Origin of the sequence: Pseudonocardia parietis, from assembly GCF_017876315.1 — a bacterium.
In the GTDB taxonomy this organism is placed as follows: Bacteria; Actinomycetota; Actinomycetes; order Mycobacteriales; family Pseudonocardiaceae; genus Pseudonocardia; species Pseudonocardia parietis.
Map to the genome: position 1 here is coordinate 2,495,964 of NZ_JAGINU010000001.1, position 22,612 is coordinate 2,518,575.

Sequence of the window (22,612 nt, forward strand, 5' to 3'; positions counted from 1 at the left end):
ACACTGGTCACGTTCGGACGAACTCCGTCCGGACGGAGCTGACACCCGGGAGACGTGAGGCGCAGTGACGGCATCACCGGAGGCGATCGAGCTGACGAAGGTGGCGGCGGCCGCCGCGGCGGACAAGAAGGCCGTCGACATCGTCGCCCTCGACGTGTCCGACCAGCTGGTCATCACCGACTGCTTCATGCTGGCGTCCGCCCAGAACGAGCGGCAGGTCCAGGCGATCGTGGACGCGGTCGAGGAGAGGCTGCGCGAGCGCGGCAGCAAGCCGACCCGGCGCGAGGGCGACGCGGACAACGGCTGGGTGCTGCTGGACTTCACCGACATCGTCGTGCACGTGATGCACACCGAACAGCGCGGGTTCTACGGCCTGGACCGGCTGTGGAAGGACTGCCCGGCGATCGAGGTGCCGCAGTCGGAGCCACCGGCGGACGACGAATGACCCTGCGTGCCGTCACGCTGCTCCGGCACGGCCGGACCGAGTACAACGCGGGTGGCCGGATGCAGGGTCATCTGGACACACAGCTCGCCCCCGAGGGGCGGGCGCAGGCCGCGGCGGTCGTCCCGCTGCTGGCCGGTATCGGGTTCGACCGGATCATCAGCTCGGACCTGACCCGCGCGTACGACACCGCCCTGGCGGTCGCCGAGGCGTGCGGGCTGCCGCTGTCGGTGGACAAGCGGCTGCGCGAGACCCACCTCGGGGACTGGCAGGGCCGCACCATCGCCGAGATCGAGGCCGACCGGCCCGGCGCGATCACCGAGTGGCGTTCGGACCCGCGATGGACACCGCCCGGTGGCGAGTCCAGGCTGGACGTCGTCCACCGCTCGCTGCCGGTCGTCGCCGAGCTCGACGCCGCGTACGCCGACGACCCCGAGGAACGCTCGGTGCTGCTCGTCGCGCACGGCGGGATGATCGCCGGGATGGTGTGCGGGCTGCTCGACCTGCCGGAGTCGGCATGGCCGGTCATCGGCGGGATGGGCAACGCGAAGTGGGCCGTCGTCGCCCGCCGCGACGACCACCCGCGCTGGCGGCTCTCGGGTTACAACATCGGTGCCTGACCTGCTGATCGTCGGCGACTCGCTGGCCTTCCACGGCCCCGACCGGCCGTACCCGGCCGACGAGCCGAGGCTCTGGCCGAACATCGCCGCCGCCCGGCTCGGCGGGACCGCCGAGCTGGTGGCCCGGGCCGGCTGGACGGCGCGGCACGCCTGGGCGGCGATCACCGGCGACCCACGCGTGTGGGCGGCGCTGCCGCGGGTGGACGCCGTCGTGCTCGGGGTGTCCGGGATGGACTCGCTCCCCTCACCGCTGCCGACCGCGCTGCGCGAACTGATGCCGGCGCTGCGCCCGGCGCCGCTGCGCCGGGTGGTGCGGGCCGGGTACCGGCGGGCGCAGCCGGTGCTGTCCCGCTCGCTGGCCCGGCTCCCCGGCGGTGGCCCGGCCACGCTGCCGTCCCGGCTCACCGTGTCCTACCTGGAGCAGTGCCGGGCCGGGATCCACGCGCTGCGGCCCGGGCTCCCGGTGGTGGCCCTGCTGCCGTCGGTGCACCGGGCCACCGAGTACGGCCTCGTCCACCCGCACCGCGCCGCCGCCGAGGCCGCGATCCGGGCGTGGGCGGCCGGCGCCGCGGCGGTCTCCGTGCTCGACGTCGCCCCGCTCGTCGCCGACCACGTCCTCGGCGGGCACGGCAACCCCGACGGGATGCACTGGGGCTGGGACGCGCACCGGGCCGTCGGCGCGGCGCTGGCCGAGCAGCTGCAGCGACGACCGGTCCGCTCGTGAACCTGCTCGGCATCGACCTGGGCACCACGTCGGTGAAGGCCGCCGTGTACGCCCCGGACGGCACCCGGATCGCCGCGGCGACCCGCCGGCACACCACCCACCGGCCCGCCCCCGGGCACGCCGAGCAGCACCCGTCGGACTGGTGGGCCGGGGTGACCGGTGTGGTCGCCGAGCTCGGCGCGACCGGCGCGCTGCGCGACCTCGCTGCCGTCGGCCTGTGCTCGCAGGTCAACACGCACCTCGTCGCCGACGCCGCGGGCGCCCCGCTGCACCCGGCGATCACCTGGCAGGACGGCCGGTGCGCCGCGGCCGCCGCGACGCTGAACGATCGGCTCTCCCCGCAGGACCGGGCGCGGGTACGGGGCGGGCTGGGCACCGTCGACGCCTCGAACCCCGCCGCCCGCGCGGCCTGGTTCGCGGCGCACCGCCCGGAGGTCTGGGCCCGCACCGAGCGGCTGCTCGCGCCGAAGGACTGGCTGGTGCAGCGGCTCACCGGCACCGCGGTCGCCGACCCGCTGTCGTCGGTCGGCCTGGTCGGACCGGACGGCACCTACCCGGACGGGCTGGACCTGCTCGTCCCCGGGCTGTCCGGGCTGCTGCCGCCGCTGGCCGACCCGGCGTCGGTCGCCGGGGAGACCACCGGCGCCGCCGGCCTCCCCGCCGGGGTGCCGGTCGCGGTCGGCACGATGGACGCCTGGTCGGCGCTGCTCGGCGGCGGGATCACCGCCCCCGGGGACGCCATCGACGTCGCCGGGACGTCGGAGGTACTCGCGATGGCCGCCGAACCCGGCGGTGGCGCGCCGGGCGTCGTCGCCTTCCCGGTCTGGCGCGGGCTGCACGTGCACGCCGGCCCCACCCAGGCCGGTGGCGACGCGCTGACCTGGGCCGCCGCCGCGCTCGACGCCCCCGTTCCGGATCTGCTCGACCTCGCGGCGACGGCCGCGCCGGGCTGCGGGGACGTGCTGTTCCTGCCGCAGCTGGCGGGCGAGCGGGCACCGTTGTGGGATCCGGAGCTGCGTGGGCACTGGCTGGGCGCGACGCTGGGCACCGGCCGGGCCGAGCTGGCGCGGGCCGTGCTGGAGGGCGTCGCGCACGCCGCCCGGCACGTCCTCGGGCCGCTCGAGACGGCGGCGGGCCGCCCGGCGGCCGCACTGACCGTCTGCGGTGGTGGCGCGCACAGCGACCTGTGGTGTCAGGTGAAGGCCGACGTGCTGGACCGTCCGCTGCGCCGCACCGTCGAGCGCGACGCCGGCGTACTCGGCGCCGCGCTGCTCGCCGGCCTCGCGGTCGGGGCCGGGTCCTCGGTGGGCGAGCTGGCGGCCCGGATGGTGCGGGTGGAGCGCGAGTTCGTCCCGGACCCGCGCGTGCGGGACCGGCTCGACGACGCGCACGGCCGCTACCTCGCCGCCCAGCAGGCACTGGCGCCGCTCTTCCGGGCCGGCCGGCACCGGTAGGGTCCCGGCGTGCCCAGCTCGCCGGTTGCCGTGGTCACCGACTCCACCTCCTACCTGCCTGCGGGTGTGGCGGAGAAGCGTGGGGTGCACGTCGTCCCGCTGGAGGTACGGCTGGGGGAACGGGCCGGGCAGGACGGCGTGGACGTCACCCCGGCGGAGCTGATCACCGCGCTCGCCGACCGGAACCTGCTCGTGCAGACCTCCCGGCCGGCCCCGGCGACGTTCGCGTCGCTCTACCGGGATCTCCTCGACGACGGCGCGACGGAGATCGTCTCGGTGCACCTGTCCCGGGAACTGTCCGGCACCTGGGACGCCGCCCGGGCAGCCGCGCAGGAGGTCGCCCCGGACCGGATCCGGGTCGTCGACTCGCGATCGATCGCGATGGGGCTCGGGTTCGCGGTGCTGGCCGCGTGCGACGACGCCGACTCCGGTTCCGGTGGTGCGGCGACGGCGGCCTCCGCGGCGGCGGTGGCGGCCCGGTGCCGGGTGCTGTTCGGCGTGCAGGACCTGGAACGGCTGCGCCGCGGCGGGCGGATCGGTGCCGCGTCCGCGCTGCTCGGCGGGGCCCTGGCGATCAAACCGCTGCTGCACCTGTCGCAGGGCCGGATCGCGCCCCTGGAGAAGGTCCGGACGACGGCGCGGGCCACCGACCGGCTGGTCACCCTCGCGGTGACGGAGGCCGGCGGCCCCGGAGCCCGGCTGGCCGTGCACCACCTGGGCGCCCAGGAACGGGCCGAGGACATCGCGGACCGGCTGCGCGAGCAGCTGCCGGACGCGGTCGAGCTGCACGTGTCGGAGGTCGGCGCGGTGATCGGGGCGCACGCCGGTCCGGGGCTGGTCGGTGTCGTGGTGGTACCCGCGGGCGCGTAGCACCTCCCACCGACGGTTCTCCGTACGCGCACGGCGCTGCGGGCCCGGCCGTCCCCAACCGTCGGATCCGTCCACAGGCCCGCGGATCGCCGGTGCGGCGGACCGATCCGCTCCTAGCGTCGAGGGCGTGACCAGGACGGACGGCACCCGGGACGCGGCCCGGCGGCTCGCCGGATTGAACGGGCGCCCGCGCGGCGGGGGTGCGGTGCGCCCGCAGCGGGAGGGGCTCGATCCGCCGCGGGAGCGGCTCGGCTCGCCGCGGGAACGGCTCGGCCTGCCGCGGGAACGGCTCGATCCGGCGCGGGAGCGGCTCGACTCGCCGCGGGAACGGCTCGGCCTGCCGCGGGAGCGGCTCGACCCGCCGACGGTGCCGCTGTCGTTCGTGCGGTCGCCGGGGCGACGCGGCCCCGATGGCGGTGGCCCGGCCGGCCCGCCTGACGGCGGGAGGTGGTCCGGCGGTGCGCCGTGGGGCGCCGGCACGGAAGCTCCGTGGCCCGGCGGGGACGGACCGTCCGACGCCCCGCGGCACCCGCTCGAGCGCTACGCGGATCGGGACGTGCGTCACGTCGAGCCGGGCGGGCCCGGTGATCTGATGCCGAGCGGCGACCCGATGCTGAGCGATCATCCGATGCCGGGCAGCGACGCGGTACCCCGCGGGGAGCCGGTGTCCCGCGGGGAGCCGGTACCCCGCTGGGAGCCGGTACCCGGCAGGGAGCCGGTACCCGGCGACGCCGTCCCGCACGGGGGCCGCCCCTCGTGGGCGCGGCGGATCGCGCTGCGGTGGCTGCCGCCGTCGCTGGCCGGCGCCCGGGTGGACCCCGGTCGCCCCGGTGCGCTGGCGCTGGTCGCGGTGGTCCTGGTCGGTGCGGTGGTGGCCGGCGTCGGGGTGTGGTCGAACCGCCCGACCGCGCAGCCGGTCGGCGGGCTGCCGCCGGTCACCGTGACGCCCGCCCCGGCGGCACCCGGTGGGCCGGCGCCCGGTGCTCCCACCTCGGGTGGCCCGGCCGCCGCCGGCGCGGCTCCCGGTGATCCGATTGCGGCGGCCCCGGTGACCGCCGGACCGCTCGTGGTCAGCGTCGTCGGGAAGGTGGCGCGGCCCGGGCTGGTCCGGGTCCCGGACGGCGCGCGGGTCGCCGACGCCGTGGACGCCGCCGGGGGAGCGCTGCCCGGGGTCGACCTCGCCCCGCTCAACCTGGCCCGCCGGGTCGGCGATGGTGAGCAGCTCGCGATCGGCGTCCCACCCGCCGCGGACGCTGCTCCCGCTCCTCCCGCGCCCGGCGGGGAGCCGGCCTCCGGTGCCGAACCGGGCACCGCGCCCGGCAGCGGGGCGGCCACCGGCGGGTCGGCCACCGGGGGTGCGGCATCGGGTGGATCGGCGCCGGGTGGGTCGGCCACCGGTGGCGCCGCGGCGGGGGGAAAGGTCGATCTCAACCGGGCGACCGCGGCCGACCTCGACACCCTGCCCGGAGTCGGCCCGGTCACCGCCACGAAGATCATCGACTGGCGTGCGGCGAACGGCCGGTTCAGCCGGGTCGAGCAGCTGCGCGAGATCGACGGCATCGGTGAGCGCCGGTTCGCGCAGCTACAGCCTCTGGTCACCGTGTGAGCCGCCGGGAGGACGAGGCCGACGAGCGGCCCGCACCGCCGGATCTGCGCCTCGTCCCGGTCGCGCTGGCGACCTGGGCCGCGGTGCTGTGCGGTCTGCTCGGTGGCCCGGCCGGCGGGATCGCGGCCGTGCTCGTGGCGGCGACCGGGGTGCTGACCGCGTTGCTGCGGGCCCGGATCAGCGCCCGCGCGGCGGCACCGGCGTCGACGGTCCTGGCGGCGGGGGGCTGCGCGGTGATCGCCGCCGTACTGGTGACCGCGCACGCGTCCGCGCTCGTGGGGCACCCGCTGCGCGCGCCCGCGGACCGGGGTGCGGCGGCGGAGGTGCGGGTCGTGCTCACCGACGACCCACGGGTGCTCCGCTCCGCAGGCGGCGGCGGGCCGAGTGCCGCCCGGGCGACCGCGCTGGTCCCCGCCGAGCTCGTCTCCGCGACCGCGGGCGACACCCGGTACGCGACCGGCGGGAAGATCCTCCTGCTGGCGCCCGCCGACACCTGGACCGGTCTGCTCCCCGGCCAGGAGGCGTCCGCCGCCGGGCTGCTGGCGCCCGCGCAACGGCCCGACCTCACGGTGGCCGTGCTGCGGGTGCGCACTCCGCCGCAGGACGTGACCGCGCCGCCGTGGTGGCAGACCGGGGCCGGGACACTGCGTGACGGGTTGCGCGACGCGGCGGGTTCCGCGCTCGCCGAAGCACCCGCCGGACTGCTGCCGGGCCTGGCGATCGGCGACACCCGGGCCCAGCTGCCGGAGACCGAACAGGACTTCCGCACCGCGGGTCTCGCTCACCTGGTTGCGGTATCCGGAGCCAACGTCGCGATCGTGACCGGGGCCGTGCTGCTCCTGCTCCGCGCGTTGCGTACCGATCCCCGGCTCGCCGCGCTCGCCGCGCTGCTGGCGCTGATCGGGTTCGTGGTGCTGGCCCGGCCGTCGCCGTCGGTGCTGCGGGCCGCGGTGATGGGCTCGGTGGTGCTGCTCGCGTTCGCCGCCGGGCGGGCCCGGTCCGCGGTGCCCGCGCTCGCGGCCGCCGTGCTCGGCCTGCTGCTGTACGACCCGGCGCTCGCCGTGGACGCCGGGTTCGCGCTGTCCGTGGTCGCGACCGGTGCCCTGGTCCTGCTCGGTCCCGGCTGGACGGCGGCGCTGAAGCGCCGGGGCGTACCGTCCGGACCGGCCGAGGCACTCGTCGTCCCGGTGGCGGCGGCGCTGGCGACCGCACCGCTGATCGCCGGGCTGAACGGCCAGATCGGCCTGGTCACGGTGGTGGCGAACCTGCTCGCCGCCCCCGCCGTCGCACCGGCGACGGTGTTGGGGGTGCTCGGCGCCGTGCTGTCCGCCGTCTCCCCGGAGGCGGCCTGGCTGTGCGCGTGGCTCGCCGGGCCGTTCGTGCACTGGCTGGTGCTCGTCGCCGACCGGGCCGCCGCGGTGCCCGGCGCGACGGTGCCGTGGCCGGCCGGGGCCGGTGGCGCGCTGCTGCTCACCGGCCTGCTGCTCGGGCTGCTGGCGATGGGCCGGGTACCACGGCTGCGGGTCCTGCTGGTGGCGCTGCTGGTCGGCCTGCTGGTCGTACTGGTCCCCACCCGGTTCGCCCCACCGGGCTGGCCACCCACCGGCTGGCGGGTGATCGCCTGCGATGTCGGGCAGGGTGACGCGCTCGTGCTCGCCACCGGAGCGCCCGGGCACGCCGTCCTGGTCGACACCGGGCCCACCGACGACGCGGTGGACGCCTGCCTGGACCGGCTCGGCGTCCGGGTGCTGGAACTCGTGGTGATCACGCACTTCCATGCCGACCACGACGGTGGCCTCGCCGGAGCACTGCGTGGCCGGGCGGCCGGTGGTGTCGCCGTGGGGCCGGTGCGCGACCCGGCGGCAGCGCTGCGCGACGTCGCCCGGATCGCGGGGGCGGCCGGGGCACCGGTCGTCGGGCTCGCGCGCGGCGCCGTGCTCGGCTGGCCGGAACTGCGCCTGGACGTGCTCGGCCCGGTACACCCACCGTCGTCGGTGGACGGCGAGGACGGCACCGCGGTCAACGACGGCTCGCTGGTGATCCGGGCGAGCACCCCGGCGGGGACGCTGCTGCTCACCGGCGACGTCGAGCTCGCCGCCCAGGACGACCTGCTGGCATCCGGCGCCGATCTGCGCGCCGACGTCCTCAAGATGCCGCACCACGGGTCGCGCAAGACGGTGCCCCGGCTGCTCGACGTCGTCCGGCCGCGGGCCGCGCTGATCAGCGTCGGCAACGGCAACACCTACCGGCACCCGAACCCGGAGCTGGTGGACCGGCTGCTGCGTTCGGGCGTCGTCGTCGGGCGCACCGACCACGCGGGCGACGTGGCGGTCACCGGGGACGACCCGGGCGGACTGACCCTGGTCGCCCGCGGCGATCCGCGGCCCGCGCCGGGCGGGCGTGGGCGCCGCACGCCGGGCGGGCGTGGGCGCCGCACGCGGGGCGGGCGCGACCACCGTACGGCGGGCGGCCGGGCCCGAGGTGCCGGACCCGGCACCCTGCGGCCCGGCACCCTGCGGCCCGGCAGCCCCGCGGCCGGCTCAGCCCCGCTGTGCCAGCGCCTCGCGCACGGCGGCGCTGGTCGAGGGCACCGTCGCGGTCGGGCCGACCTGGCCGGAGACGGCGTCGAGGGTCTTCAGCCCGTCACCGGTGATCATCAGGACGGTCTCGGCATCCGGGTCGAGCTGCCCGGCCTCGAGCAGCTTCCTCGTGGTCGCGACCGTGACACCGCCCGCGGTCTCGGCGAACACGCCCTCGGTCTCGGCCAGCAGCCGGATCCCCGCGACGACCTCCTCGTCGGACACGTGACCGATCGAGCCGCCCGTGCGGCGCACCGAGTCCAGGACGTACGGGCCGTCCGCGGGGTTGCCGATCGCCAGCGAGCGCGCGATGGTGTCCGGCTTCTGGGGCTGGATCACGTCGTGCCCCTCCTCGAAGGCCCGCGCGACCGGCGAGCAGCCGGTGGCCTGGGCCCCGAACACCGTGTACGGCGTCGGCTCGACCAGGCCCAGCGCGGCCAGCTCGGTGAACCCCTTGTCGATCTTGGTGAGCTGGGAGCCGGACGCGACCGGGACCACGACCTGCCGGGGCAGCCGCCAGCCGAGCTGCTCGGCGACCTCGTAGCCGAGGGTCTTGGAGCCCTCGGCGTAGTACGGGCGGACGTTGACGTTCACGAACGCCCAGTCCTCGTGCTCGGCGGCCAGCTCGGTGGCGAGCCGGTTCACGTCGTCGTAGTTGCCGTCCACCGCGAGCAGCGTGCCGCCGTAGACGGCAGTGGTGATGATCTTCGGCTGCTCCAGGGAGGACGGGATCAGCACGACCGAGTCCCAGCCCGCGCGAGCGGCAGCGGCCCCGACGGCGTTGGCCAGGTTGCCGGTCGAGGGGCAGCAGAGCACCGAGAAGCCGAGCTCGCGCGCTGCGGCCAGGGCCACCGCGACCACCCGGTCCTTGAACGAGTGGGTGGGGTTGCCGGTGTCGTCCTTGACCCACAGCTTCCGGACGCCGAGCGCCTTCGCGAGGTTGTCGGCCTCGATGAGCCGGGTCAGGCCGGGCTCGGTGTTGCGGTGCTCGTGCACGGTGGACGGCACCGGGAGCAGGTCCTTGTAGCGCCAGATCGACTTCGGCCCGGCCTCGATCGAGGCCCGGGTCACCGCGGGGAAGTCGTAGGCCACCTCGAGCGGGCCGAAACACCGCACACAGGCGAACTCGGCCGCGAGCGGGACCTCGTGCCCGCACTCCCGGCAGGACAGGGCGCGCGCGGGACCCAGGTCGTAGGAGGTGGTTTCGGGCGCAGCAGTGAGAGTCACGTGATCTCCTCATCTGTCCCGCCGATGGCGGCGGGGCGGAATTGGCACCGTGTTCGTCGACGTCCTGCCGCGCGAGAGTGCGCAGCCGGGCGGATCGTCGTGCGACGCCGGTTGCCGGGGCTTCAACGGGCCGTTCCCTCTGCCCCTCTGGATGAGCCATATTCGGTTGTGGCCGGCCGAGATCGGCCGAGCGAGCAGCACGCTACGGGACGTGGCGTCCGCCTGGCCAGCAACGGTGCCGAAGGGGGACACGGCTCACCGGCTGTCGGGGGTGTGCGCCACGATGGGGGCGTGAGCAGGACCGGGGACAGCACGCCGCCCGCACCGTTGCAGCTGATCGTGGGCGAGGAGGAGTTCCTGGCAGAGCGCGCGGTGTCCGACCTCGTCAGACGGGTCCGCGAGCACGACTCCGAGGTCGAGCTACGGCGCTTCCGCACGTCCGAGGTCATCCCCGACGAGCTGGCCGGGCACCTGAGCCCGTCGCTGTTCGCCGAGGGTCGCGTGATCGTCCTCACACACGCCCAGGATGCGACCAAGGACATGGTCGCGGCGGTCGCCCGGTACGCGAAGGACCCGGCGGAGAGCATCGTGCTGGTCGCTCAGCACGCGGGCGGGGCGAAGGGCAAGGCGCTGCTGGACCTGATGAGGAAGTCCGGCGCGCACGTCACCACCTGTGCCCGGATCACACGGGCCGACGAGCGCTCCGACTTCGTGCACGCCGAGGTCCGGCGGCACGGCGGCAGCATCACGCCGGGCGCACTCGCCGTGCTGGTCGAGGCCGTGGGATCGGACCTGCGCGAGCTCGCCGCGGCGGCCGGCCAGCTGGTCGCCGACACCGGCGGGAAGATCGACGAGGCTGGGGTGCGCCGCTACCACCGCGGCCGGGCCGAGTCGTCCGGCTTCGCGGTCGCGGACGCCGCCGTCGCAGGCGACCGGCGGGGTGCACTGGAGGCGTTGCGCTGGGCACTCGTGCTGGGCGTCCCGCACGTGCTGATCGCCGACGCGCTCGCCGACTCGGTCCGCACCCTCGCGAAGGTCGGGTCGGCCGGCCGCGGTGACCCGAACCGGCTGGCGGGCGAGCTCGGCATGCCACCGTGGAAGATCCGCAAGGCGCAGGGACTGGTCCGGCAGTGGCGGCCCGAGCAGCTCGCGGTCGCGATCGCCGCGACCGCCCGGGTGAACGCCGACGTCAAGGGCGTCGCCGCGGATCCCGGGTACGCCCTGGAGCGCGCCGTCCTCGCCGTCGTCGGCGCTCGCGGCGCCCGCTGAGGCGGGCCCGAACACCACGAGCGTTCGTCGGGCCGCGGCCGCCGGGCGTGGGAGGAGGCCCGGACACGACGACGGCGCCGCCCCGACCCGGGGCGACGCCGTCGTGCGGGTGAACCGTGGGGCTCAGGCGCCGGTCTTCACCGGGCGCTTCGCCATGGCCGACTTGCGGTTCGCGGCCTGGTTCTTGTGGATGACGCCCTTGCCGGCTGCCTTGTCCAGGGCCCGGGCCGCCTTGCGCTGCAGCTCGGCGGTGTTGTCGGCGCCCTGGTCAGCGGCCTCGCGGAAGTGGCGGATGGCGGTCTTGACCGACGACTTCACCGACTTGTTGCGCTGCCGAGCCTTCTCGTTGGTCTTGACACGCTTGATCTGCGACTTGATGTTGGCCACGTCTGCCCCTGGTCTTCCTGCCTGCTGCGTTCGGCTGGTCTGCTCGAGTCCGGTCCGCTCCGGCGGCACCGAACGGTCCTACCGTTCCGGACGAACACGCCGAGCGCTCGACGATCGAGGTTACCAGCGGGGTCCGGCGTGCCGTTGCACGGGCCCCGCGCGGCCCGGTGGCCGGGGAGCGCCCATCGCTGCGACGCACTGCCCGGCCGTCTCCCGCCGCGACATGGGACGATGGACCCGGACCCGACGCGACCGAAAGCCGAGTACAGCCGAGTGACGACGTACGCCGACCGCACGTTCACCCCCCCGGAGCGCATCCGGAACTTCTGCATCATCGCGCACATCGACCACGGCAAGTCGACCCTGGCCGACCGCATGCTGCAGATGACGGGCGTGCTCGGGGATCGCGAGTACCGGGCCCAGTACCTGGACCGGATGGACATCGAGCGCGAGCGCGGGATCACGATCAAGGCGCAGAACGTGCGCCTGCCGTGGAACGCGAAGGACGCCGACGGTGTCGCCACCGACCACGTCCTGCACCTGATCGACACCCCCGGGCACGTGGACTTCACCTACGAGGTGTCCCGGGCCCTGGAGGCGTGCGAGGGGGCGGTCCTGCTCGTCGACGCCGCGCAGGGGATCGAGGCGCAGACCCTGGCCAACCTGTACCTGGCCATGGAGAAGGACCTGCACATCATCCCGGTCCTCAACAAGATCGACCTCCCGGCGGCCGACCCCGATCGCTATGCGGCCGAGATCGCGCACATCACCGGCTGCGAGCCGGAGGACGTGCTGCGGTGCTCGGCCAAGACCGGCGAGGGCGTCGAGGCGGTGCTCGACGCGGTCGTCGCCCAGGTCCCGGCCCCGGTCGGCGACGCCGACGGTCCCGCCCGAGCGATGATCTTCGACTCGGTCTACGACACCTACCGCGGCGTCGTGACCTACGTCCGCGTGGTCGACGGGAAGCTGTCACCGCGCGAGAAGATCAAGATGATGTCGACCGGTGCCGAGCACGAGCTGCTGGAGATCGGCATCGTCTCGCCCGAACCGAAGCCGAGTGTGGGGCTCGGTGTCGGCGAGGTGGGCTACCTGATCACCGGGGTGAAGGACGTCCGGCAGTCGAAGGTCGGCGACACCGTCACCAGCAAGCGGGGTGGCGCACAGAATCCGCTGACCGGGTACCGCGAGCCACAGCCGATGGTCTACTCCGGGCTCTACCCGATGGACGGGTCGCAGTACCCGGCCCTGCGCGAGGCGCTGGATAAGCTGCAGCTCAACGACGCCGCGCTCACCTACGAGCCGGAGACGTCGGCGGCGCTGGGCTTCGGCTTCCGCTGCGGGTTCCTGGGCCTGCTGCACCTGGAGATCACCCGGGACCGGCTGGAGCGCGAGTACGACCTCGACCTGATCTCGACCGCCCCGAACGTCGTCTACCAGGTCACCACCGACGACGGCACCGAGCTCGAGGTCACCAACCCCAGCGACTGGCCCGAGGGCAAGATCGCCGAGATCCGCGAGCCGATCACGAAGATCACGATCCTGGCGCCGTCGGAGTTCGTCGGCACGATCATGGAGCTCTGCCAGAGCCGGCGCGGTCAGCTCGGCGGGATGGACTACCTGTCCGAGTCCCGGGTCGAGCTGCGCTACACCATGCCGCTCGGCGAGATCATCTTCGACTTCTTCGACGCACTGAAGTCGCGGACCCGCGGCTACGCCAGCCTCGACTACGAGGAGGCCGGCGAGCAGGTCGCCGACCTGGTGAAGGTCGACATCCTGCTGCAGGGCGAGGCGGTGGACGCGTTCTCCGCGATCGTGCACAAGGAGTCGGCGTACGCCTACGGCACGTCGATGGCCACGAAGCTGCGCGAGCTGATCCCGCGCCAGCAGTACGAGGTCCCGATCCAGGCCGCCGTCGGCGCCCGCATCATCGCCCGCGAGACCATCCGCGCGATCCGCAAGGACGTCCTCGCCAAGTGCTACGGCGGCGACATCAGCCGTAAGCGCAAGCTGCTGGAGAAGCAGAAGGAGGGCAAGAAGCGGATGAAGACGATCGGTCGCGTCGAGGTCCCGCAGGAGGCCTTCGTCGCCGCACTGTCCACCGGTGGCGGCCAGGCGACGGAGAAGCCCAAGAAGTAGCGACCCCTGACATGGAGCGGGCCCGATCCCTGGGAGGGGATCGGGCCCGACGTGTAGGTGGGGGGCGGGAGCTACAGGACGGAGCCTGTTCGGGGGCCGGGGATCGAGCTGTCGCACGCGGCGGGGCGGGCGGCGGGAGCGCGGCGGGGGGACAGGATGCGCTGCACCCGCTGGCAGACCGACTCGACGACGGTCCGTCCCTCCGCCGACAGATGGACCAGCACGCGGCGCCGGTCGAGCGGATCGGCCGACCGGTAGGCCAGCTTCTTCTCGACCAGGCGGTCCACGATCCGGGTGGCCGTGGGGGCGGGGAGCGAGGTGTGTCCCGCGATCTCACCCATGCTGCGGCCGGTGCCGCGGGCGAGCATCAGCAGGACCCGCCAGCCGTCACGGCTGACATCGGTCGCGGACGGGTTGGTGGACAGGGCTGTGGCCACGGCGTGGTCGACCCGATCCAGGAACTCGACGACACCCGCGGCTCCAGGCGCCGGGGCGGCCATGGTGGCCGTACCCGACGCCCGTCGACTGAAAGGCTCGGTCACGATGACGGACTGTACTTGTCATTCGGCCGAAATCCGACACTGTCCTGGGGAAACCGGCCACGAGCGCCGGGCGGTCGTCACACTGCGGTGACGAACATGGCTCGGACCAGCGCAGATATATGCCGGCGACCGCCGTCCGGGTGCATCACGACTGCATCACACCCGGATCACGTAACACCTCACCGGGTCAGCACGATCTTTCCGGCCGTCTTTCCGGCCGCCATCGCCTCGAACGCCTCGGATGCGGACTTCATCGGCAGTTCGGTCCCGATCTCCGGCGCGATGCCGGTCGTCGCGACGAACTCCATCAGGTTCGCGAGCTCCTCGCGGGTGCCCATCGTCGACCCGACCACCTCGAGCTGGAGGAAGAACAGCCGCTGCAGGTCCGCCGGCGGGTTCGGGCCCGAGGTCGAGCCGCAGATGACGATCCGGCCGCCCGGACGCAGTGCCCGCATCGAGTGCTTCCAGGTGGCCTCGCCGACCGACTCCATGACGGCGTCGACCTTGCCCGGCAGCTTCGCGCCGGACTCGAAGGTCGCGTCCGCGCCGAGCCGCTCGGCCAGCGCCCGCTTCTCCTCGTCGCGGCCGGTGACCCACACCTGAAATCCGGCGGCCTTGCCGAGCTGGATCAGCGCCGTCGAGACGCCGCCGGAGGCGCCCTGGACGAGCACGGTCTGGCCGGGCTTCAGGCCGGACTTGGTGAACAGCATCCGGTAGGCCGTCAGCCACGCGGTGCCGAGCACCGCACCCTGCGCGGGGGTGAGGCCCTTCGGGGCCGGGATCGCGTTGCGGGCCGGGACGACGACCGTGTCGGCCATGGTGCCCTGGTGCTTCTCGGTGAGCAGCGTGCGCTTGGGGTCGAGGGTCTCGTCGCCGCGCCAGTCCGGGTCGCCGATGATCGGGTAGAGGACGACCGCGGTGCCGTCGGCGAGGGTGCCGGCGCCGTCGCAGCCGAGGATCATCGGGAACTGCTCGGGCTTGATGCCGACCCCGCGCAGCGTCCACAGGTCGTGCATGTTGAGGCTGGCGGCGGAGACGTTCACCGAGACCCAGCCGTCCGGGACCTCGGGATCGGGCCGCTCACCCACGACCAGGGAGTCGAGCGGGGAGTCGGCGTTGGGCTCGTGCGCGTAGACGGCGAACATGGGCCCGAACCTAACGTGTGGGCGGGCGTACTACCGTGTGGAGTGTGCGCACGATCATCAACGCCTGGGACGCGTTCGAGCTGTGGCTGACCCAGCTGCCGTTCGTGTTCCAGGTGACGTTCGTGACCGTGGTGCTGCTGCCGCTCTGCGCGCTCGTCGCGATCGGGATCGACCGGGTCACGCGGCGCTTCGACCGGGCCCCCGAGGACTGACGGGCCTCAGACGGGCCGGGCGGCCAGCGCGCCCAGGACCTCCGAGCAGCCGGCGTCGACCCGCAGGTCGGCCAGCTCGTCGCCCCGGGTGACCCCGCGGTTCACGATCACCACCGGCACCCCGTCCCGGCGGGCCGCGCGGACGAACCGCAGCCCCGACATGACGCTCAGCGACGATCCGGCGACCAGCAGGGCGTCGTCGTCCGGGGTGAGCGAGCCGACCATCGCGTAGCAGCGCGCCACCCGGTCCCGCGGCACGTTCTCCCCGAAGAACACGACGTGCGGTTTGAGTACCCCGCCACAGCCGGCGCACGGTGCGACCCGGAACCCGTCGGTGATCTCGACGGCGGCGTCGCCGTCCGGGGCGGTCTCGACCTCGGCGCTGTGCGCCTCGGTGAACCCCGGGTTCAACGCCGTCAGCCGGTCCTGCAGCTCGTCGCGCGGGGTGACCCGCCGGCAGTCCAGGCAGACGACCTCGTCGATGCGCCCGTGCAGGTCGACCACCGTGCGGTGCCCGGCGGCACCGTGCAGCCCGTCGACGTTCTGGGTGATGAGCCCGTCGACCACGCCGGCCGCCTCGAGCGCGGCCAGCGACCGGTGCCCCGGGTTCGGGGCGGCGCGGCGCATCCGGGCCCAGCCGACGTGGCTGCGTGCCCAGTACCGGCGCTGCGCCGGCCCGCCGGAGACGAACTCGGAGTAGGTCATCGGGTTGCGCGGGCGCGATCCCGGGCCCCGGTAGTCGGGGATCCCGGAGTCGGTGGACAGGCCCGCCCCGGTGAGGACGACCAGCCGGCGTCCGGACAGCATCGTCAGTGCTGCGTCCGGGTCCGTGGTGACGCCGGCCGCGGAGATGGTCATGGATTCAGGGTAGGCGGGTGGCCGTGGGCGGGAGCCGGGCTCACGAGTCGGTGGCCCACCGCGGGGTGCGCTTCTCCCCGAACGCCCGGATGCCTTCCTGGCCCTCGTCGGCGACGAAGAACGACGCCGACAGCTCGTTCATCGCGGCGAAGTCCGCTGCCATCGTCGCCGGGCGCTCACGGCGCAGCATCTCCTTGGCCCCGGCCAGGGCCCCGGGAGCGCCGAGCCGCAGCATCCCGGTGTAGCGGGCGACCTCGGCGTCCAGGTCGTCGGCCGGCACCGCGCTGTTGATCAGGCCGATGGCCACGGCGCGGCGGGCGTCGAAGGTCTCGCCGGTCAGGAAGAGCTCGTGCGCGGCCCGGGCGGACAGTCGCGGCAGCACTGTCACCGAGATCACCGCGGGGACCACCCCGATCCGGACCTCGGAGAACGCGAACGTGGCGTCGTGGGCGGCCACGGCGATGTCGCAGGCGGCGACGATGCCGACCCCGCCGGCGCGGGCGGGACCGGCCAGGCGCGCGACGACCGGCTTGGGCGAGTCCCACAGGGTGGTCAGGATCCGCGGGACCTCGGTGACGCCCTGCTGCTTCGCGTCGGCGCCCTTGGACTCCTTGAGGTCCATCCCGGCACAGAACACGGAGCCGGTGTGGGTCAGCACGATCGCCCGCACCGCGTCGTCGGCGATGGCGGCGTCCAAGTGCGTGATCAGCTCGCGACGCAGCTGGGCGGACAGGGCGTTGCGGTTGCGCGGGGAGTCCAGGGTGATCGTCGCGACGCCGGCGGCGACGTCGAGATGGACGAGCTCGGTACCGGGCGGGTCAGGGTTGTCAGCCACGACCGGGAGCCTAGGCGGAGCCCGATCAGCTCCGGGGCTGGCGCGGGAGCGTGCGCAGGACGGCGACCTGCTGGTCGAGCTCGGCGGCGATCAGCTCGGCGTGCAGCCCGGCGGATTCGCCGTCGTGCGCGGCGAGCGCTCGATGACGGCGCACCAGGTCGTCGAGGGAGTCCAACAGGCGGTCGACAGCCGTGCGCTCCGCGGCGGGGGCGGGAAATCCGTCGGCCGCGGATACGCCGTCGAGGGGAAGACTCAGCTCTGCGGTCATGCGACGTTCTCCGTTGAACGTGTCGGGTAAGGGCGCTGGCATCTTGAAGGTATTTCGCTTCGTCGGTTTCCGTTGTACCCGCGATCGACGGGTTTTACGCGCGGTAGAACACAGGTGCGACGGAGGACACGGTGACCGGGCGCGACTTGTCGGTGACCGGTCGTGATCGTCGTGGTCGCACTGGGTGATCTTGCGGTCGACGGGCGAGCGGTGGAGCCGGCCCCGAGCGGTTCCGGTGAACAGCACGTGACCGGACGGGGATGCTCCGGTGTACCCGTTCGGGTGGCCGCATCGCGGCCGAGGAGCCGGGAATCAGCGCTCGTCCGAGCGCGTTCGGTGTCGGAGACGCCGTTCGGGGCGTGCGGGACCGGTGGGTGGCCGGAGGAGGGAACGCGACATACCGTGGAACCCGTGGACCTCCGGCTGGTCAGGCGCAGGCACGTGGACCTGTGCCGCACGCGGTCGGCGCTGCGGGGTGCGGCCCTCCGCCCGCACCGTCTACTCCAGGAGCGTCCATGTCCCGCAGGAAGAACGACCGTCGCGCACCCGCCGTCGTGATCGTCGGGGCCGGCCCCCGTGGCGCCGGTCTGCTGGAACGGATGGTGGCCGGCGCCCCTGAGCTCTACGGCGACGTCCTCGCCGGACCGGGGCTCGACGTCCACCTCGTCGACCCGTTCCCGGGCGGGGCCGGGCGGATCTGGCGGCACGACCAGTCCGCGCTGCTCGCGATGAACTCGATGGCCGCCGACGTCACCATGTGGACCGACGACTCGGTGATCATCGAGGGACCGGTCGCGCCCGGCCCGTCATTCTGGGACTGGGCCCGGGACCTGCGTGCGAACGGTGACCCGGAGGCCGAGCTGGGTCCCGACCTGGCCGCCGAGCTCGCGGCGGTGACGGCGTCGACCTTCCCCAGCCGTCGGCTGCAGAGCCGGTACCTCGGCGCCGTGCTGCGCGAGGTGACCGACCGGGCGCCCGCCGGGATGCGGGTGCACCTGCACCGCACCACCGCCGAGTCACTGTCCGAGAAGGACGGCGACCAGCTCGTCGCGCTGGCCGGCGGCGGCACGCTGCGGGCCGACGCCGTCGTCCTGGCCTCCGGCCACCTCGACGCCTCGCCGACCCCCGACGAGCGCGACCTCGCCGGCCGGGCGCGGGAGCTGGGGTTGCGCTACCTCCCGCCGGAGCAGACGACCGACTCGGACCTGTCGGTGATCGAGCCGGGGGAGCCCGTGCTGGCGCGCGGGCTGGGGCTGGCGTTCGTCGATCTCGTGGCGCTGCTGTTCGAAGGCCGCGGTGGCCGCTTCGTGCCCGACACCGACGACCCCGACCAGCTCCGCTACGTCCCGTCCGGCCGGGAACCCGTCCTGATCGCCGGGTCCCCGCGCGGCGCGCCCTACCACTCGAAGACGCACTACCAGCTGCGTGGCGGGCGGCCGCCGCTGCCGCGGTTCCTCCCGCCCGAGGTCACCGACGAGCTGGTCGCCGGCGGCGGCCCGGTGGACTTCCGGGAGCAGGTCTGGCCGCTGATGGCCAAGGAGATCGCCTGGGGCTGGTACCACGAGCTGTTCCACGGGCACCCGGACCGGGTCCGCACCGACTGGGACGACTTCGCCGCGCGGTTCGCGACCGTGCCGAGCGGGTCGCCCGAGGAGGCGTCGCTGATCGGCTGCCTGGTCCCCGACCCGCTGGACCGGCTCGATCTCGCCGCGCTCGACCGGCCGCTGGACGGCGTGCACGCACCCGACCTGGACACGCTGCAGCTGCTGGTCCGCGAGCGGATCGCCGAGGACCTGCGCCAGCACGTCGACGACCGGCACACCCCGCACCTCGGTGCGTTCGTCGCGATGCTGTCGGTCTACACCGAGACCACCCGGCTCGCGGGCGCGGACGTGCTGTCGGCCCGCTCCCGGGCCCATGACCTGCCGTGGTGGCAGAGCTTCTTCAACTCGGTCGCCTCGGGGCCGCCCGGGTTCCGGGTGCGCGAGCTGCTCGCGCTGTCCCGCGACGGATACCTGAAGTTCCTCGGCGCGGGCATGGACGTCACCCTGGATGCGGAGGGCTTCCACGCGACCAGCACGACGCTGGCCGGTGCGGACCCGGTGACCACGCGGGCGCTCGTCGACGCCCGGCTGCCCGATCCGAGCGTGTCGCGTACCGCCGACCCGCTGCTCGCCGGGCTGCTGGAACGCGGCGAGGCGGTCGAGGAGGTCCTGCACGACGACGACGGCGCGCTCCTGCGCAACACCGGCCTGCTGGCCGTGCGTCCGGCCGACGGAGCTCTGCGCACCGCCGGGGGCGGGGTGCACGAGCGACGGTTCGCGGTCGGGCCGCACACCACCGTCAAGGTCGCCGGCGCCTTCACCCGGCCCGGGATGAACGCCCAGAGCCTGCGCTACAACGACGCCGTCGCCCGCGCCGTCCTGCGTGCCCTGCCGGACTCCGCCACCCGCGCGACGCCCGCCGCCTGAACGGCTGATCGCCCGTTGTGGAGCCCGACGTGCGCGGCTCCACAACGGGCGATCACGGCCGTCAGCTTCGCCGTGCGGCCATTCCCACGGCCTGAAAGGACCTGTCCCGGGGAAGGCCGGACCGGCGCTCCCCGGGACGGACGGGCTCAGTCGCGGCCCGCGGAGACCGGCTCGCCGGGCAGCGCGGTGCCGTCGGTGCGACTGCGGCGCAGCCGGGTCACGGCGACCGAGATCGCTGCCGCCCAGGCAGCGACGATCACGACGTAGGTCGCGACGGTCGCCGCCGTCCCGGCCTCCAGGGCGCGCAGGATGGTCCGGGCGTTGGTCAGGACGATGATGCCGCCGACCGCGGTCCCCAGCACCGGGGCCGGAATCTTCGTGACCAGCCACGCCGCGAGCGGGGCGGCGAGAACGCCGCCGATCAGCAGCCCGCCGATGGTGTAGGGATCGAGCACCTCGTGCCCGAGACCGATCAGGAAGCCGAGGCTGGCGGCCACGGCGACCAGGAACTCGGAGGTGTCGACCGAGCCGACGACGGTGCGCGGCGCAGTCCGGCCCGCGCCCAGCAGCGCCGGGGTCGAGACCGGACCCCAACCGCCGCCACCGGAGGCGTCGACGAAGCCGGCGACCAGGCCGAGCGGCGACAGGAACCGTGCCCCGTGCGGCGACTTCCGTGCGGTGGCGACCTTCGGCGGCCGGATCGCGAAACGCAGCAGGATGTAGACGCCCAGCGCGAGCAGGATGCCGGACATGTACGGGGCGGCGGCGTCGGTGGACAGCGCGGACAGGGCGGTCGCGCCCAGGAACGCCCCGACCGCGCCGGGCACGCCCAGCTTGAGCACCAGCTTCCAATCGACGTTGCCGAACCGCCAGTGGGCGGCACCGGAGGCGAGCGTCGTGCCGACCTCGGCGAGGTGCACCGAGGCGCTGGCGGTGGCCGGGTTGATGCCGGCCACCAGGAGCAGGGAGGTGGAGGTGACGCCGTAGGCCATGCCGAGGGCGCCGTCCACCATCTGGGCGGCGAATCCGACCAGGGCGAAGACGATGAGTGTGCGCACGTGGGGATCTCTCTCGTGAGGCGGTCGCCGAGCGTGCTCGGCCGACCGGATCGAGCCGGTGTCGTGGCCCGGGGGGTCGCGGGCTCCGGTGGCGCAAGCGCGACGGTGACGACTCCGACGTCCGCGGCCCCGCCCGGCACGCCGACCAGGCCGGGACGTGCGGGATCCACCCGGCGGCCACGACGGGGTGGCCCGGATGAGGGGTGCGATCAGGGGTGCGGTGCGTGCGTCAGCGAGGGCGCGTCAGCAGCCGCGACAGAGCTCGTCGAAGGCGTTCATGCGGCGCGACGGCCAGAACCGCTCGAGCTGTGTGACGAGGTGGCGGGAGACCGCCGGGTCCGCAGCCGAGCGCCCGGACACCGGGGCCCGCTCGGCGTGCTCCCCGGTCGCGATCACACCCCCATCGTGGGCTGCGAATCCGGACAGGACAAGGCGACGTCCGGGCTGCGGGACGTCGCCGAACGTGTCCGGACACGTTGATGGTGTCGGGCGCTGCGGGTTCGCCGTGGGGGCGGCGGTCAGCGGGCGGCGGTTCCGCAGGAGCCGCAGAAGCGGGCCTGCGGGCCCACGGTCGCTCCGCAGTACTCGCACCAGCGTGGAGCCTGGGACCGCAGCGTCGCCACCGACGGCTCCGCCGCGTCGCCGGGCCCCGGGCCGGTCGCGGTGTCCTGAGCCGGCGCAGGCCGGCCGGTCCCGGTCCAGGGCTCCGCCGGGAGCGGTGGATCCGGTGCAGGCCGTGGAGCCGGCGTGGTCTGCGGCTCCGGTGCAGGCGATGGTTCCGGCCGGGCTGCGGGCGCGGCGGCCCAGGTCGCCCCCGGGCCGCGTTGCTCCGGTACGACCCCGGGTGACAGTGGGGGGTCCCCGGCCGAGTGACGGCGCCGGACGAGGACGACGACGGTCGCGCCGACGACCAGGAGGAGGAGCCCGCCGCCCGCCAGACCCCATATCAGGGTCCCCGGAGCGGCACCGAACAGGCTGGTCGCCGCCGGAGCGGGGGCGGCGTTCGGCGGCAGCATGGTCATGCCGCGCGCCGCCAGCCAGTCCCGCAACGAGCTGGTGTCGGTGACGAAGTTCGAGGCCTGCCCGCTGTCCGGCACGAAGAACGAGTTGACCCCGAGGACATTGCCGAGCCCGTCGACGGTCGGCCCGCCGGACATGCCAGGGTTGATCGTCGCGTTGATCTCGGTCATCGCCACGCCGGCCGGGCTGACCTGGTTGCTGGCCACCGTGCCGGAGATGAAGCTGGCCCGCGTCCGGTTGATGTCGGCGACGGCCTGGACTGTCGCGGGAAAGCCGATCGCGGTCAGAGCCGCGCCGGTGGCCGGGTCGGCGCTCGCGATCGGCAGCGCCACGGCGTTGTCCGCCTCCACCTTCAGCAGGGCGAGATCGCCGTCCTCCGCCGGCTGGAACTCGAGCAGTTGCGCGGGAGTCGGATCGGCGAGCGTCGCTCCGGGAACCGATTCGGGCTGCACCGCCTGCACGGTCCGCACGATGGGCGATCCGGCGTTCTGGCCCTCGACGGTCCAGTTGACCTGGGCATCCGCGGACAGGCCGGACGCCTCGGTGCGGGTCAGCAGGCCCTGCTCGACCTGCTGGTCCAGCAGCCGCTCGATCAGTGCGGCGCGTCCGACCGCGGGGTCCACGCAGTGTCCCGCCGTCGTCATGTGCCCGGTGGGCGAGACGAAGAACGCCGTGCAACTGCCCACCACCTCGAGGTTGCCGGACCACTGGGCGTCGCCGTCGACCGTCGGGTACAGGACGAATCCGCTCCAGACGATCTCGAGCTGGACGATCGCCGGTTCGATCCGCGCGCTGAGCTGCTCGGCGCCACCCGGGGGTGGTGGGGGCTGCGCAGCCCCCACCGTCCCCGGCGTCACCAGCAACACGAGGGCAGCCACCAGCGCGGAGC

Annotated in this window: 21 protein-coding genes, 1 pseudogene and 1 riboswitch; of the genes and pseudogenes, 11 read left to right on the forward strand and 11 right to left on the reverse strand. The window is 74.4% G+C overall.

The window, feature by feature from the left end:
- Positions 1-64 precede the first annotated feature (64 nt).
- The 6 genes from rsfS to JOF36_RS11835 all read left to right on the forward strand — a co-directional run bounded on the left by rsfS (position 65) and on the right by JOF36_RS11835 (position 5,716).
- Entirely contained in the window at positions 65-445 is a 381-nt protein-coding gene (gene rsfS, locus JOF36_RS11810; protein WP_210026761.1) for a ribosome silencing factor, read from the forward strand.
- On the forward strand, positions 442-1,062 hold the full coding sequence (locus tag JOF36_RS11815; protein WP_210026763.1) for a histidine phosphatase family protein: 621 nt from the start codon (positions 442-444) through the stop codon (positions 1,060-1,062). The genes rsfS and JOF36_RS11815 overlap by 4 nt, the downstream gene beginning before the upstream one ends.
- Complete coding sequence (gene octT, locus JOF36_RS11820) at positions 1,055-1,786, forward strand: diglucosylglycerate octanoyltransferase (RefSeq protein WP_210026765.1); 732 nt, start codon at positions 1,055-1,057, stop codon at positions 1,784-1,786. The genes JOF36_RS11815 and octT overlap by 8 nt, the downstream gene beginning before the upstream one ends.
- Positions 1,783-3,240 (forward strand): xylulokinase, encoded by a 1,458-nt coding sequence (locus JOF36_RS11825; RefSeq protein WP_210026767.1) that lies wholly within the window; start codon positions 1,783-1,785, stop codon positions 3,238-3,240. Before octT ends, JOF36_RS11825 begins: the two co-directional genes overlap by 4 nt.
- Positions 3,241-3,249: 9 nt before the next feature.
- Positions 3,250-4,110 (forward strand): DegV family protein, encoded by an 861-nt coding sequence (locus JOF36_RS11830; protein WP_210026769.1) that lies wholly within the window; start codon positions 3,250-3,252, stop codon positions 4,108-4,110.
- A gap of 127 nt (positions 4,111-4,237) precedes the next feature.
- Entirely contained in the window at positions 4,238-5,716 is a 1,479-nt protein-coding gene (locus JOF36_RS11835) for a ComEA family DNA-binding protein (RefSeq protein WP_307862332.1), read from the forward strand.
- Here JOF36_RS11835 and JOF36_RS38855 read toward each other — a convergent pair.
- Positions 5,706-6,284, reverse strand: coding sequence for a hypothetical protein (locus JOF36_RS38855; protein WP_245350798.1), 579 nt, complete (start codon positions 6,282-6,284; stop codon positions 5,706-5,708). The two genes, JOF36_RS11835 and JOF36_RS38855, sit on opposite strands and share 11 nt — an antisense overlap.
- A gap of 37 nt (positions 6,285-6,321) precedes the next feature.
- On the opposite strand from JOF36_RS38855, the pseudogene JOF36_RS41365 reads away from it, so the two are divergent.
- Positions 6,322-7,884: pseudogene (locus JOF36_RS41365) on the forward strand (ComEC/Rec2 family competence protein); the annotation flags it as partial.
- A gap of 372 nt (positions 7,885-8,256) precedes the next feature.
- On the opposite strand, the gene thrC reads toward JOF36_RS41365, so the two are convergent.
- The gene (thrC, locus tag JOF36_RS11845) at positions 8,257-9,522 is read right to left on the reverse strand and encodes a threonine synthase (RefSeq protein WP_210026771.1); all 1,266 of its coding nucleotides are present in this window, start codon (positions 9,520-9,522) and stop codon (positions 8,257-8,259) included.
- A gap of 6 nt (positions 9,523-9,528) precedes the next feature.
- Positions 9,529-9,680, reverse strand: a riboswitch (SAM riboswitch).
- A 133-nt stretch (positions 9,681-9,813) separates the two neighbouring features.
- Between thrC and holA the strand changes: the two genes are divergently transcribed.
- Positions 9,814-10,791 carry a DNA polymerase III subunit delta gene (gene holA, locus JOF36_RS11850; protein WP_307862749.1) on the forward strand — a complete coding sequence of 326 codons (978 nt, stop codon included), beginning with the start codon at positions 9,814-9,816 and terminating at the stop codon, positions 10,789-10,791.
- Between the two features lie 123 nt (positions 10,792-10,914).
- On the opposite strand, the gene rpsT is transcribed toward holA, so the two are convergent.
- On the reverse strand, positions 10,915-11,178 hold the full coding sequence (rpsT, locus tag JOF36_RS11855) for a 30S ribosomal protein S20 (protein ID WP_210026773.1): 264 nt from the start codon (positions 11,176-11,178) through the stop codon (positions 10,915-10,917).
- Positions 11,179-11,451: 273 nt separating this feature from the next.
- On the opposite strand from rpsT, the gene lepA reads away from it, so the two are divergent.
- Positions 11,452-13,314 carry a translation elongation factor 4 gene (gene lepA / locus JOF36_RS11860; protein WP_210026775.1) on the forward strand — a complete coding sequence of 621 codons (1,863 nt, stop codon included), beginning with the start codon at positions 11,452-11,454 and terminating at the stop codon, positions 13,312-13,314.
- 71 nt (positions 13,315-13,385) lie between these two features.
- Here the strand turns inward: lepA and JOF36_RS40055 are convergent, their stop codons facing one another.
- Together JOF36_RS40055 and JOF36_RS11870 are read right to left on the reverse strand one after the other, a co-directional pair.
- Entirely contained in the window at positions 13,386-13,856 is a 471-nt protein-coding gene (locus JOF36_RS40055) for a MarR family winged helix-turn-helix transcriptional regulator (RefSeq protein ID WP_210026776.1), read from the reverse strand.
- A gap of 179 nt (positions 13,857-14,035) precedes the next feature.
- A complete protein-coding gene (locus JOF36_RS11870; RefSeq protein ID WP_210026777.1) occupies positions 14,036-15,001 on the reverse strand; it encodes a zinc-binding dehydrogenase in 966 nt (321 codons plus the stop codon).
- A 44-nt stretch (positions 15,002-15,045) separates the two neighbouring features.
- Between JOF36_RS11870 and JOF36_RS11875 the strand changes: the two genes are divergently transcribed.
- A complete protein-coding gene (locus tag JOF36_RS11875) occupies positions 15,046-15,213 on the forward strand; it encodes a hypothetical protein (protein ID WP_210026778.1) in 168 nt (55 codons plus the stop codon).
- A 6-nt stretch (positions 15,214-15,219) separates the two neighbouring features.
- Here the strand turns inward: JOF36_RS11875 and JOF36_RS11880 are convergent, their stop codons facing one another.
- From JOF36_RS11880 to JOF36_RS11890, 3 genes are read right to left on the reverse strand one after another with little or no spacing between them, the layout of a single operon-like run.
- Entirely contained in the window at positions 15,220-16,071 is an 852-nt protein-coding gene (locus JOF36_RS11880) for an NAD-dependent protein deacetylase (protein WP_210026779.1), read from the reverse strand.
- A 40-nt stretch (positions 16,072-16,111) separates the two neighbouring features.
- Positions 16,112-16,906, reverse strand: a complete 795-nt coding sequence (locus JOF36_RS11885; protein ID WP_210026780.1) for an enoyl-CoA hydratase-related protein — start codon at positions 16,904-16,906, stop codon at positions 16,112-16,114.
- Positions 16,907-16,931: 25 nt separating this feature from the next.
- A complete protein-coding gene (locus JOF36_RS11890) occupies positions 16,932-17,174 on the reverse strand; it encodes a hypothetical protein (protein ID WP_210026781.1) in 243 nt (80 codons plus the stop codon).
- Between the two features lie 515 nt (positions 17,175-17,689).
- Between JOF36_RS11890 and JOF36_RS11895 the strand changes: the two genes are divergently transcribed.
- Positions 17,690-19,645, forward strand: coding sequence for an FAD/NAD(P)-binding protein (locus JOF36_RS11895; RefSeq protein ID WP_210026783.1), 1,956 nt, complete (start codon positions 17,690-17,692; stop codon positions 19,643-19,645).
- A 146-nt stretch (positions 19,646-19,791) separates the two neighbouring features.
- On the opposite strand, the gene JOF36_RS11900 is transcribed toward JOF36_RS11895, so the two are convergent.
- From JOF36_RS11900 to JOF36_RS40060, 3 genes are all read right to left on the reverse strand, one after another.
- Positions 19,792-20,703, reverse strand: a complete 912-nt coding sequence (locus JOF36_RS11900) for a sulfite exporter TauE/SafE family protein (RefSeq protein WP_210026785.1) — start codon at positions 20,701-20,703, stop codon at positions 19,792-19,794.
- A gap of 243 nt (positions 20,704-20,946) precedes the next feature.
- Entirely contained in the window at positions 20,947-21,099 is a 153-nt protein-coding gene (locus tag JOF36_RS11905; protein WP_210026786.1) for a hypothetical protein, read from the reverse strand.
- Positions 21,100-21,221: 122 nt separating this feature from the next.
- Positions 21,222-22,601 carry a trypsin-like peptidase domain-containing protein gene (locus tag JOF36_RS40060; protein ID WP_210026787.1) on the reverse strand — a complete coding sequence of 460 codons (1,380 nt, stop codon included), beginning with the start codon at positions 22,599-22,601 and terminating at the stop codon, positions 21,222-21,224.
- Positions 22,602-22,612 lie beyond the last annotated feature (11 nt).